The sequence below is a fragment of the Rhodococcus sp. 27YEA15 genome (assembly GCF_049739425.1).
GTDB lineage: Bacteria > Actinomycetota > Actinomycetes > Mycobacteriales > Mycobacteriaceae > Rhodococcus_F.
Map to the genome: position 1 here is coordinate 379,135 of NZ_JBMHHW010000002.1, position 12,659 is coordinate 391,793.

The window sequence follows — 12,659 nt, forward strand, 5'->3', positions numbered from 1 at the left end:
GCGCTACTCACGCGAGTAGCGCACCGGCCGGTTGAACGCAGGCCGATTGTCTGCCCGTCAGTGGAGTTGGGGCAGGTGTGGTGTGGGGGCAGTCCCGAATATCCAAACGCTCAACGCGTGCCCGCTTGGCTGCCTTGACGTCAGCTGATTCCGAGATACCTTGGATCCAATCCGTTCATGTACGCGGATCCGCCCATTCTGTCGGCTCCGGTTACCTTGTCCGTGTACGCGACCTGCGCACCCAATTTGCATACGTACAAGTCCAGGGCGCCTCCGTTCACTACCGCTGATGCCTGCTCGTAGGCAGCGGTCCGATCGGCGGGGGTCAATGTGGAATTCGATCCGATTGAGATCGCGGTGGAAAGTTCGTCGGGAATTGTGCCCGGGAATCGTGACTTGCTGAGGAAGTTCTGGCTCAGTGTGAGGCCGGGAGTTGCATATCCGGAGCGGGTCGTCAGAAATCCGTCGACTTCACCACTTCGGAACGAGCTCATCGACTGATCGGTATCACCCTTCTTGAATTGCAGATCGATTCCGAGAGTTGCGAGTTGATCGGCCATAGCGGTAGCGACCTTCTGCAAGTACACACTGGATTTACTCAGAGCCACATTGAGAGTCACATTGTCGATACCGGCTTCGTCTAGTAACTGCCGTGCCTTTTCGGGGTTGTAGGTGTAGTCGGCCGGTGGCGCTGCCAGGAACCCGTCTACTCCACTGGCCAACAATTGCGTGGTAGGAGCGCATTGATCGTCCAGCAGACTGTTGTTGATCGAATCACGGTCGACGGCGTAGTTCAGGGCCTGCCTGAACCGCACATCGGACAATGCAGGCTTGTCGATATTCAGCATCATGGCGACGTTAGTGGTCTTGGGATAGCTGTGGACTTCGAAACGAGAACCCAGGGACGACGCCTGGTCGAACTGTTCGATGGTCAGCTGCGTGAAGTCGATTTGGCCTGAGCGTAGTGCGTTCAGGCGCGCGTTCGGATCCGTCATTCCTTTGATCGTGATTGTCTCCGCGCCCTGCGCCGACGAGTCCCAGTAATCGTCGCGGCGCTTGTACTCGACGCTGTCGCCGATCTTCACAGATGTAACTGTGTACGGCCCTGAACCGACGGGGTTGACGTCCAGATCGGGGTTGTCGATGGCATTCGGACTGATCAAAGCTCCGGTGGGACTGGACAGTGTCGCCGGAAGATCGACATCCGGACGATTGGTATTGATCCTGACCGTGTATTCGTCCATCACGTCGGTGGATGTGATCATCGACAATAGATTGCCGACAGACGATTCCGGTGCGATGGCGTGATCGAGAGTGACTTTGACTGCTGCTGCGTCGAGTTTTGCTCCGTCCGAGAACGTGGCGTCGTCGCGCAGATTGAATACGGTGGACAGCCCGTCTTCCGATGTTGTCCATTCCGTAGCCACCATCGGCGCAACTTCGGCCAGCCCATCGTCGCCGACGACCATCTGAGTCAGCCTGTCGTAGACCGGGGTGAAGTATGGATACGATCGAACCTCCGAGATGGCGGTGTGCGGATTCATACCCATCGGTGGCAACTGTGTGGCGATGCGTAGATGGCCGCTTGTATCGGAGTCAGATGTCCCACATGACACCGCGCCCATGGAGATGAGGGCAGCGGAGCACATCAGGGCGATGCGTCTCGTCGTGGTGTTCAAGCGAAGCTCCTTCGAGGTCCGCACGCAGTTCGGCGGATAGGATTTCAGGATCGGAATATGTGAGGTCGAGCGGAGTTGCCGAGATCGTCTACTTTTTCTTCGAGAAGAGTTTGAGTGACTTGGTAGTTCCCGTGGTTTCCAATGAATCGCGGAGCCCGTCACCCAATGTGGAGAAGGCAAGGACGGTCAGCACGATCATGATCGATGGGGCCATCAATTGACCGGGCGCGGCGTAGATGGTGTCGAACGAACTGCGGACCATACTTCCCCACGATGAGTTCGGGGGCTGCACACCGATTCCGAGAAAACTCAGGCTTGCTTCGGCGACGATCGCGACCCCTGCGGAGAACGACACTTGAACCAACAGGGGGGAGGAAGCATTCGGAAGCACGTGGCGCCACAACAATCGCCAGTTCGAACATCCGATCGCACGACACGCCTCGATATAGGTTTCGGTGGCAACCGATTCCGCGGCCCCACGAGCTAGACGGAAGAGGGAGGGCGCGAGAACTATTCCGATCGCGAGCATTGCGTTGGTGAGGCTGATACCGAGTACGGCGACGACCGCGATAGCGAATATCAATGAAGGAAGGCTCTGGATGGCATCGGATACTCTGCTCAGGAAAGCGCCCACCCAACCACCGACCAGACCCGAGAACAGGCCGAGGGGAATTCCGATGGCGGCGGCGATACCGACTGCCTCGACCACTGCCAACAGAGTCACCCCTGCGGAGCTGACAAGACGGCTCAACACGTCGCGGCCGTAATCGTCGGTTCCCAGCCAGTGTGCACCGGTTGGTCCCTGGAGGGTATTCGACAAATCCTGAGTGTTGGGGTCGTGTGGTACGAGCATCGGGCCGAGAACGGCAGCCATCGTCACGAAAACTAGGAAAAGCAGCGATGCCATAGCAGCTTTGTTGCGTACGAACTGCTGCAACGGGCGACTGTTCCGCAGGACGCGAGTCAACCGCCTCGGAGAAGGCGCTGGCAGGGAGGACAGCGAATCGTCCCGAGCAGAGGCCGGAGTTGGAGGCGAACTCGCACGTAGACGCCTCGCTAGTTGTTTCTCTGTCATGTCATTCACCAATTGTCAGTCTGGGCGGCATCACTGCCGAACCCGAGGATTGAAGTAGCCGTACGACAGATCGACGACTACATTGACGACCGCGATGATGAGGACTGTCGCGACGACCAAACCGAGGATCACCGGAATATCGCGGCTGAAAACCGAATTCACGGCGAGCGCACCGAATCCTTGCAGTGCGAATACGACTTCGACTGTCACGACTCCGGTCAAGACGCGATTGACTTGAAGACCGACAACGGTGGCGATCGGAACACCGGCATTCTTGAGCGCATGCTTACCTACGACGTCGAAGCGTCGCAGCCCCTTTGCTCTTGCTGTCCGAACGAAGTCCTTCCCCAGGGTGTCGATCATCGCGGCTCGCGTTTGCCTTGCCAACTCGGCAACGGGGACACTGGCCAGTGCTAGCGCCGGGAGGACGAGATGCCGCAACCAATCGCCGATACCGTTTCCGATCGGGCTGTATCCGGTCGCGGGAAGAATCGGCATTGTTATCGCGAAGACGACGACCAGTATCAGACCGAGGATGAATGCCGGAACTGCCAGTGCTACACCGGAAATTGCGGTGATCGCACGATCGATCTTGGAGTTGGCATGCATGGCAGCGTAGATTCCAAGGGGAATACCGACGGTCACCACCAACAACATGCTGACGATCGTCAACGAGAGAGTGACCGGAAGTCGGCTGAGAAGGATCTGGGTGACGGATTCCGAGCTGTACAAAGAGCGTCCCAAATCTCCTTGTACTGCACCGACGACCCAGTCGAAATAGCGTACGAGCAGGGTCTTGTCGAGCCCGAGCTCCGACCGGAGAGCTTCGATTCTCTCGGGGGGAGCGCTTTCTCCGGCGAGACTTTCCGCGGCATCGCCGGGAATCAGGTCGAGCAACACGTACACGAAGAAACTGACGAACAACAGCATGGGTATCGCTGCGAGGATGCGATTGCCGACGATCTTCAACATGAGAACTCCTTGTCGGCCACGAGGTCTTCCCCGAGGACTGGCTCAGAATCCGATTCGTCAGACATCGCATCGACTTGACGACTCGAGTTCCGCCTTCGCAGTTGCGGAATCGCCGAGATCAGACTCTTCGTATATGGATGTTGGGGGTTCTCGAAGATCTCGTCGGACGTCGCGAGTTCGACGATTTCGCCCTTATACATCACCGCGACTCGATGTGCGAGGAAGCGTACGAGTGAGAGATCGTGTGAAATAAACAGATACGACATGCCTCGTTCATTTTGTAGATCGACAAGCAGATTGAGGACCTGAGCTTGAATCGAGACGTCGAGAGCTGCGACAGGCTCGTCGCAGACGATGAAGTCGGGGTCGGTAATCAGAGCCCGCGCGATCGCGATCCTTTGCAGCTGACCCCCTGAGAATTCCTTGGGATACTTCTGCAGCTGGTCCTGGCGCAAACCTACGCGTTGTAGGACATCGAGAACCCGCTCGTCACGCTCGTCGCGGGACATCTTTCGATGTATCGTCAAGGGCTCGGCAACAGCATCACGAATCGTGAGATGTGGATCCAGCGAACTGAACGGATCTTGGAAGATCATCTGCGCTCGTTGTCGAAACGACCGAAGGGCAGGAGCCTTCATCGACAAGACTTCGTCTCCATGGAAGCGAACCGACCCGGAGTCCGGCTCGATCAGCCGCAGAACCTGACGCCCTACGGTCGATTTACCTGCGCCTGTTTCGCCGACGATCCCGAGTGTCTCACCACCGTCGAGAGTGAACGAGACATTGCGAGTGACGTGCACACTGGCGCTCTTGCCGAACATTTTTCGGCGTCCCGAGAAGTATTTGTTCAGACCGTTCACATCCAACAGCGTTGCCATTACGCCAGCCCTCTCAGTTCCAACTCGTCACTGCGTACACAGCGGACAGTGCCCCCGTCGGGTGTCGCGTGCAGCGAAACCGGATGTGCATCGCACACCCCGGGCACTGCGTAACGGCAGCGCTGGTTGAATCGGCAGGATGTCGGCCAGTCCCACGGCGCCGGCACTGCACCGGCAATTGCCTTGAGCTTCCGATCTTTTGAATATGGATCAGGGATCGCCTCGATCAGTCCTTCGGCATAGGGGTGGCGAGGATCGTCGAACAGACCGTCGGTGGTTGTCGACTCGACGACCTGTCCCGCATACATCACGTTGACTTGATCGCACATCTGCGCAACCACACCCAGATCATGTGTGATGAACAGTATCGCAACGTCGAATTCTTGCTGGAGTTCCTTCATCAAGCGCAACATTTCCTTCTGAACGGTGACATCCAGCGCTGTCGTCGGTTCGTCGGCAATGAGTAATCGAGGTTTACACGCCATGGCCGCTGCGAGCATCACTCGCTGGCACATGCCGCCACTGAACTCGTGTGGATAGGCTGATGCGCGCCGTTTCGCGTTGTCGATTCCGACCATCTCGAGTAGTTCGGCCGCTCGTATGTGGGCAGCCTTCTTCGATAGTCCCTCGTGTCGTCGCAGTACTTCTCCAATCTGGTGGCCAACCGTGAAAGCAGGATTGAGACTGCGTCGCGGTTCCTGGAACACCATCGACACGTCGGCGCCGCGAATGTTCGACAGTTCGTCCTCTCCGAGTCCGACGACTTCGCGCCCACAGATCCGAATCGACCCTGTGATGTGGGAAACTTTGGTCGGTAACAGACCCATCACGGCGAGTGAGGTCACTGTCTTACCCGAACCGGACTCGCCCACCAGTCCTACCGTGGTTCCCGCCGGAACAGTGATACCGACGTTGTCCACTACGCGAGCTACTCCTCGATCTGTGACGAAATCAACGCTCAGATCAGAAATTTCGAGCACATTGTCGTATGGCACCGGTAATCCTGCTTCCTTGCTTGCGGCTTCTGTGCTTGCTTTGGATGATTTTCATGGACCAAGCGTGGGATCGAAATCTGACTCTTTCGTCTGTATCGAACCTCGAGCGAGAGAGATAGATCAGGAGCGTACTGGTAGTGGTTCTTCACGATGAGGCCGAGCGATACGACTCGGTCGAGCTCGGTATTCGATGTAACGATATCGTCAAAGTTGTGAATCATTTTGCTGATCAACAGTATTCGATTGATATTGCAATCGAATATTCAGAAATGTTCGATGTTCGTAACCGGCCTCCGTGTCCCTGTGTGACGGCTCGATTCGTATGAAGATCAGCGATACCGGGGTCTATCGCGCCGGTGCAATAGAACGCGGTCGAAAGTACGTGCGTTTTCCCTAGCCGAAATTCATTTGGGTACAGGTAAATTGATACTTTTCGGCTCGATGTCCTGGTGCGGGGTCAGTGTTCGATGTTGATGATGGTTTTGCCGATGTTTCCGCCTTGCATCATGTCGAGGTAGGCGGGGACGATGGAGTCGAATCCGTGGTGTTCGGTTTCGAGTGGGTGTAGGGCTTTGGTGTGGATCCAGTGGGTGAGTTGTGCGACGGCGGCGGGGTGGAAGTCGGCGTAGAGTTTGGGGTTGAATCCTTCGAAGCGGAGGCCGCGTCCGTGGATGGGGCGGACGTCGACCATCCAGCCTCCGTCGTTGTTGTCGTAGGTGGAGATTTGGCCGCATTCGACGATGCGTGCGGGTTGGTGCATGGTGGACATGATGGTTTGGGAGAGTGTGCCGCCGACGTTGTCGAAGTAGATGTCTGGTCCGGTGGGCATGAGTTCGTGGAGTTCGTCGGTGAGGGTGGGGGAGCGGTAGTCGAGGGCGGCGTCGAAGCCGAGCTGTTCGAGGAGGGCGTCTCGTTTTTCTTTGGTGCTGGTCAGTCCGATGACGCGGGCGCCGCGTAGTTTGGCGATTTGGCCGGCGATGGATCCGACGCCGCCGGCTGCGCTGGAGATCAGGAGGGTCTCTCCGGATCGTGGTTTGGCGACTGCGAGTATGCCGAAAAATGCGGTGATGCCGGTCATTCCGAGGGCGCCGAGGTGGTGTGAGGGTGAGAGTGTGTTCGGTTCGATTCGTCGGAGTGCGCCGCCGGGGCGTCGGAGGTGGGCGGTGGTCGGGTCCGAGACGAACTGGGTGGACCAGTCGAGTGCGCCGAGGACGAGGTCGCCGGGTGTGAAGTCGGGGTTGCGTGTGTCGAGTACGGTGCCGATGCCTACGGAGTGTAGTGGTGTGTCGAGTGCGAATTGTGGCATGTAGTAGTTTCCGAGGCCGGTCATGCATCCACGCATGTAGGGGTCGACGGAGAGGTGTGTGGTTTCGACGAGGAGGCCGCCGTCGGGGATTGTGGGCAGCGGGTGGTTTCGGACTGAGAAGTGGTCTTTCGTCAGTTGTCCGCCGAGTGCGTATTCGTTGAGGAAGATCGCGGGGTTCTCGGGAGCCATTGGTGTTCCGTCCGTTCGTTCGTTCGAAGCGGTCTACGACTCGACCGTTCTGGTCGATGTCGAGACCGCTGCAGTCTGAAGGTCTCCATGCCGAATATTTGCACTCATGATGAAGTAAAATTTTGTATGCATAAACTATGACGGCACGTACCGCCTGTCAAGCAATGGCCGAGCGCTGATGCAGATGAGTGGCCGAAGAATGTGTATGCGTAGACCAGGTCGATGTTGCCCGTGTCCCTGATCAGCCCAAGCTCGTTTCGGGGAGGTGGTCGAGGCTGAAAGACGTCGAGCGGATGTCTGCGCAGATGGATAGAGGGGAGGTGTTCGAATAGCGCGCCGGTCCTGGAATCGCTTCTCGTCTATTCGTGGCCATCGGTATGTTGCGGGTCGGCAGTGCGATGCCGCTCGCCTTCGGGTGCGCCCCGCGTGCTTGACGTGTTCGTCGTTCTTGGCTGCGGGCAGAGCCAGTTCCGAGTCGGTATCTGGTGGCCAGTTTCGAGTCGGTATCTGGTGTACACACTCCGGAATTTCCATCTTGTCAGAGCGTCAGCGGGATTCGGGAATAATTCGGAATTCATTGTCACAGTTGATAACTAATCGTTGACGCATGACAATCTGCGAAGACGCTCCGCGAGCGAGCCGCGCGATGGTGGTCCAGTGATGATCGCCGCGATCAAGACGAATCGTCGATCACCGTCAATGTAGGTCCATGGCCGCTGCTCACTCCTCGCACGATTCCACCCGGCCCGTGAGTATTGGAGTGACCAGGCGCTCACTATAGAAGACCACCTTGCGATTCTGGATCTGTGCTCGATATGCGCGTGCGATCGACGGCGGTGACGATGATGGTTGGAGTGACTGTTTCGCTACCGCCGGAATTCCCGAGATTCCGGCTCTCGGCACTAGTCTGCAAGGACGCGTCTCCTTGCGGGCATTCGCGATCGCTCACCGCGACAGCTCGAACCGGTCCAAACATGCCACCACCAACATCATGCCGCGCCCGCCTGCGAAGACGTTACGAGAGCGGCGTACGTGATGGTCCTGATTCAGAACCCCTGGTTTCGGGATCGACTGTTGGCGCAACGGGCCGCTACCAGGACCGGGGCCGAACGGCTACAGCGCTGTAATCCTCGGGTGCAGAACGCACGTGTGCATGATCGGGTGAGTGAACCAGTGCACGAGTCGCCAAGGGAGGACAGTTCGGTGCGGCAGGAACGGGCACCGCGTGGTCGGGATTCCTCGGGAACGCAGGACGAGACCAGATTTCTGCTGTGCGTTATGTCTGGTTCCTCGTAGCCACGTAGGGTGTCACCTGAGTGCTTCGGTCTCCGATGAGGGTCTCGGCGCGGCACGAAAACGATCTCGGTGAACCTGGTCTGGACAATCCCGAATGCTACCTTGCCGAGCGTGTTTCGTGGTGACGACCTGGTCTGCACGGGAGCCGGATGCCACGTCTACAGTGATGTCGATGGTAGACAGCGCAACAGGTAAGGGGCCGCGAAGATGAGCGAATACGGCGCGATCAGAGTCGACTACGATGCGCCCGCTGGGGCACGGCCCATCGCGATTGTCACAATTGATCGCCCACCGGTCAATGCGTTGGACTCTGCTGCCAAAGACGCTCTGATCGCAGTCGCCGCTGACCTGTCGTTGCAGCGAGATCTCGGTGCGGTCGTGATCTACGGGCCGAGGCATTTTGCGGCCGGAGACGACATCAAGGAGATGGCGGGGTCGGAGCGTGTCTTCGCCGTTCAAGGTAGAGAGGCGTATTTCGGATGCCGTGGCAGCTGTGGCGAACATTCCGGTTCCCGTTGTCGCGGCAGTGGTCGGGTTCGCGCTGGGCGGGGGTTGTGAACTTGCCGCAGCGGCGGACTTCAGGATCACTGCATCGGATGCGACGTGGGGGCTGCCGGAGGTGCATCTCGGGCTGATTCCCGGGGGTGGCGGTACTCAACGGATTCCACGTCTTGTCGGCGTGCAACGTGCGAAGCGGTTGATCTATCTGGGGGAGACTGTCACCGGTGAGGTTGCCGCACAATGGGGTCTCGCGGACGAAGCTGTCGATGCGGATCGTGTATTCGAACGGGCAGTGAAACTGGCACGACAACTTGCCGATCGAGCGCCGCTCGCCGTCAGAGCCGCCAAGCGTGCGATCGACGGGGGGCTCGACCTCGACCTGGTGAACGGCTTGCGGCTGGAAGATGCGTTGTTCGCCGGTGTCTTCGCTACCCGTGATGCGGAGGTGGGGTTGAAGTCGTTCGTGGAGAACGGCCCTCGACGGGCCTCGTTCGAGGGTGCGTGAGTTCCGGTCAAAGGAATAGGTTCTCCGAGGTGCCACCGGCCACGGCCCGCTCGGTAGCGTCGTGTCGATGCAACACCAACCGGAGGTTTTGACGATGACACCCCTTCAGCCACGTTCGTTCGCAGATGTCGAGGCTCCCCAGTTCGCGATGTGCTCGTACTCGACGCCGCACAATTCGATCTACGACGACGTCGAGCAGTCGGCGGTGGTCGGCGCCGCGGCGGTCGGCCTGTGGGAGGGCAAGTTCGTCGACGGAGAAGACGAGAAGTTACTCGAGTTCATGGCGACACACAACATCGCCACCAGCACTGCGGTGCCGGAGCGGCACTCGATTCTGGGGATTCCGTTCGATCTACCGGGTACACCCAAGGATCCGGAAGCGCGGACAGAGTTGATCTGCCGCAGCATCGAACGGTTGGCCAAGTTCAGGCCGGCCGTAGTCGCTGTTGCACCGGGAACCACCGGTGACGCGTCGGCGCCGGCTGGACCGATAGAAGAACTGATCCCCAATTTGCGGACCATTGCCGAGGTTGCCGAGGCCAATGACGTACTGATCGGCTTCGAGTTGCTGGCAGAGCGTCGTGGTTGTCCGGTGCATACCCTTCCGGCGATGGCCGAAATGCTCGACGAAGTGGGTAGTCCCCGTCTGGGCATCATGTTCGACGTTTTTCACAGCTGGCCCGAGCCGGATCTGATCAACCGTATCGCGAAATACGCTCCCTACATCAACAGCGTTCAGGTGTGTGACGCGAGGATCGACGAGCGTAGCGGTTTCGACCGGGAACTACCTGGTCGAGGACGGGCGACGGCCGGCCCCATCATCGAGGCCTTGATCGCTGCGGGCTACCGCAGCTACTGGGAGATGGAGGTCTTCTCCGACGACGGGTCGTACGGGAACGACTTCCCGGACTCCTACTGGAAGATGCCGCATGTGGACTTCATTCGTGAGACCAAGCAGGAGTTCGAGCGTGTATACGCGTCGGCATTGACGAATCTTCGTGCTGAAGGCAGACTTTCAACTTCGTGAGCCCGCCGACGAGGTGACTGCCTTGCCGCAGTGGCAGTCGTTTCTCCGGTTAGTGGTTTCGCGGGCGCCGAGCACCCGTGCTCGGCGCCCGCGAAATGCGTCAGGGCGTCGGGTAACCGAGTAGGTCCAGATGATCGACGCGTGAATCCAACTGGGAGACGAACGGCGAATGATCCGAGTCGATCGTGGAGACCGCGTTGATCCCGGCCGCGGCAGCCATCGCGCGTTGGGCATTCAGGGGGATTGCGTGATCGTGCGTGCACTCGATGTAGACGCGATCGACCGACCCAGCTCCGGCCGCGGTGACGACAGGAGTAGATGTGAGCGGGCCGAGGCTTTCGGGAACAAGACGGGCCGACAATCGCTCTGCCAAGGGTGTAGCGACCTGGTTGAACAGCACCTGTGGGGCGACGTCAGCCGGCAATGTCTGAGTTCCCTCGACTGCGTCGTTCACAGCGTGTTTCAATGCGAGTGAGGAAGCGAATTCCGGAATCGAGGCCAATTCGGCCAGCCCGGCGCCGGGACGCGGGACGAAGGCCGCCAGGTACACCAGGGTGTGGACGTCATCTGAGACGCGTTCGGCAGCTTGGGTTGCGACGATGCCGCCGAAGCTGTGACCGAGCAGGATGACAGGTCGGTCGGCAGCTCGCACACACGCTTCCACCACTGCGGCGTAGTCATCCAGTGTGAACGGGGGAGTGGCGGCGGTGCGTGAGCGCCCCGGCAGATCAGGGGTATCCACGACATGGCCGCGGGATCGCAGTCGGTCTGCCAGCGCGTCCCAACACCAGCTACCCATCCATGATCCGTGGACGAGCACGAAGTGGTGTCGTGCCGCTGTGTCAGGGTCTTTCATCGAGCTCCTCGTCTTCGTGTCGTAAGGTACGTCAGGCCGGGCTCAAGACCGACGCTGGTGCGGCCATGCTACTTCGACACGATAGCTATGCTGCTTCGACACGAACCGGGATCGACGACCATCCTCGAAGGCTGTTGTTGAGCAACGGAACCGACTTGCCCACTCGCTCGATCTTCTTGATTCGTCTGGCGAGTGTGCTGAGTAGGACGTCGGCTTCCATGCGTGCGATCGGTGCGCCGACGCACTGATGGATACCTCGCCCGAACGAGAGTTGTGCGCTCGAGTCGCGTTCGATGTCGTAATCCCCGGCGGTCGGTCCCCAGCGATCGGGATCGTGGTTCGCGGCTCCCATGACGAGCATGATCTTCTGTTCTTCTCGAATCGGGATCCCGGCGATCTCCATATCTCGTGACGGTGTGCGCCAGATCTGACGGACCGGCGATCCCCACCGCATTCCCTCGTCGAAGGCGAACTTTCCGAGTCCGGGCTGATCGTGCAGTTTTGCGTACTCACCGGGGTTGTCGACCAGCAGGTTCAACGTCAGACCGAGCGCGTAGATCGTCGTATCGACGCCGGCACCTACCAAGGAGCGGGTCATCAGACCTGCTTCGTTCTCGTTGAGCAGACCTTCGTCGACGGCGGCCCACAGCTTCGCACCGAAGCTGTTCTCGGCCACGTTTTCTCGCTGGGTGCTCTCGGCAACCCAGGCCAGTGCACCCTCGATGTTCTCGACGCTGTCGATGACGGCACGCGCGCGCGGAGTTCGGGGCCCCATGGACTCGAACAGCCAGGTGCTGTATCGCAGAAGGTTCTCGCGGCCACCAGGCCGTACGCCCATGATCGCGTCAGGGATGACCCGTAGGGGGAAGGCTTCTGCAAGGTCGGTGTGAGCGTCGAACTCGCCCATCTCCAGCAACGTGTCCACGATTTCGTCGGCGGTCTGCTGGAAGGAGTTCTTCAGCGAGCGCAGATGGCGAGGAGAGATGATGTCTGTCATGACTTTCCGGACTCCACTGTGGTACGGGGGGTCCGTCTCCTGGAGTACGCCGGGGGTTCGGAAGGGTTCGTCACGCGCGAGATCGAGAATGCCGCCGCCTCGACTGTTGACGAAACTGTCGTGATCTTCGAAGATCGCGCGAACGATCGAGTCACGTCCGGCCGCGACGATGTCGTGACCTTCACTCTGTTCCACCTTCACGATGGGGCCGGCCTCGCGAAGGTCGGCGAAGAAATTCGTGGGGTCGGCCAGGACTGCGTCCTCGAAGGGGTCGATTGCCAGAGCGGGGATGGTCGACACGATGAGTGTCCTTTCGTCGTGTGCTCGGGGGGCACGTCGGTGTCTGTCACACTGTCGGAACGGAACGGGCGCAGGCCTTGCCG

The 12,659-nt window shown here is 59.2% G+C and carries 12 protein-coding genes; 4 read left to right on the forward strand and 8 right to left on the reverse strand.

The window, feature by feature from the left end; genetic code table 11:
• Positions 1–140: 140 nt before the first annotated feature.
• From ABH922_RS26740 to ABH922_RS26765, 6 genes are all read right to left on the reverse strand, one after another.
• Positions 141–1,679 carry an ABC transporter substrate-binding protein gene (locus tag ABH922_RS26740; RefSeq protein WP_424810050.1) on the reverse strand — a complete coding sequence of 513 codons (1,539 nt, stop codon included), beginning with the start codon at positions 1,677–1,679 and terminating at the stop codon, positions 141–143.
• A gap of 88 nt (positions 1,680–1,767) precedes the next feature.
• Positions 1,768–2,754, reverse strand: coding sequence for an ABC transporter permease (locus ABH922_RS26745; RefSeq protein WP_424810051.1), 987 nt, complete (start codon positions 2,752–2,754; stop codon positions 1,768–1,770).
• Between the two features lie 30 nt (positions 2,755–2,784).
• Positions 2,785–3,726: an ABC transporter permease gene (locus tag ABH922_RS26750; protein ID WP_424810052.1), complete on the reverse strand. Its 942-nt coding sequence runs from the start codon at positions 3,724–3,726 to the stop codon at positions 2,785–2,787.
• Positions 3,720–4,604 carry an oligopeptide/dipeptide ABC transporter ATP-binding protein gene (locus ABH922_RS26755; RefSeq protein WP_424810053.1) on the reverse strand — a complete coding sequence of 295 codons (885 nt, stop codon included), beginning with the start codon at positions 4,602–4,604 and terminating at the stop codon, positions 3,720–3,722. Before ABH922_RS26755 ends, ABH922_RS26750 begins: the two co-directional genes overlap by 7 nt.
• Positions 4,604–5,599: an ABC transporter ATP-binding protein gene (locus ABH922_RS26760; RefSeq protein WP_424810054.1), complete on the reverse strand. Its 996-nt coding sequence runs from the start codon at positions 5,597–5,599 to the stop codon at positions 4,604–4,606. The genes ABH922_RS26755 and ABH922_RS26760 overlap by 1 nt, the downstream gene beginning before the upstream one ends.
• Positions 5,600–6,056: 457 nt before the next feature.
• Complete coding sequence (locus tag ABH922_RS26765) at positions 6,057–7,094, reverse strand: zinc-binding dehydrogenase (protein ID WP_424810055.1); 1,038 nt, start codon at positions 7,092–7,094, stop codon at positions 6,057–6,059.
• 790 nt (positions 7,095–7,884) lie between these two features.
• Between ABH922_RS26765 and ABH922_RS26770 the strand changes: the two genes are divergently transcribed.
• The 4 genes from ABH922_RS26770 to ABH922_RS26785 all read left to right on the forward strand — a co-directional run bounded on the left by ABH922_RS26770 (position 7,885) and on the right by ABH922_RS26785 (position 10,423).
• Entirely contained in the window at positions 7,885–8,130 is a 246-nt protein-coding gene (locus ABH922_RS26770; protein ID WP_424810056.1) for a nuclear transport factor 2 family protein, read from the forward strand.
• 467 nt (positions 8,131–8,597) lie between these two features.
• Complete coding sequence (locus ABH922_RS26775) at positions 8,598–8,948, forward strand: enoyl-CoA hydratase-related protein (protein WP_424810057.1); 351 nt, start codon at positions 8,598–8,600, stop codon at positions 8,946–8,948.
• On the forward strand, positions 8,833–9,396 hold the full coding sequence (locus ABH922_RS26780) for an enoyl-CoA hydratase/isomerase family protein (RefSeq protein WP_424810058.1): 564 nt from the start codon (positions 8,833–8,835) through the stop codon (positions 9,394–9,396). Before ABH922_RS26775 ends, ABH922_RS26780 begins: the two co-directional genes overlap by 116 nt.
• 94 nt (positions 9,397–9,490) lie before the next feature.
• Positions 9,491–10,423, forward strand: coding sequence for a sugar phosphate isomerase/epimerase family protein (locus ABH922_RS26785; RefSeq protein WP_424810059.1), 933 nt, complete (start codon positions 9,491–9,493; stop codon positions 10,421–10,423).
• 100 nt (positions 10,424–10,523) lie between these two features.
• On the opposite strand, the gene ABH922_RS26790 is transcribed toward ABH922_RS26785, so the two are convergent.
• Positions 10,524–11,279 (reverse strand): alpha/beta hydrolase, encoded by a 756-nt coding sequence (locus tag ABH922_RS26790; RefSeq protein ID WP_424810060.1) that lies wholly within the window; start codon positions 11,277–11,279, stop codon positions 10,524–10,526.
• 85 nt (positions 11,280–11,364) lie between these two features.
• Entirely contained in the window at positions 11,365–12,576 is a 1,212-nt protein-coding gene (locus tag ABH922_RS26795) for a cytochrome P450 (protein ID WP_424810061.1), read from the reverse strand.
• Positions 12,577–12,659 lie beyond the last annotated feature (83 nt).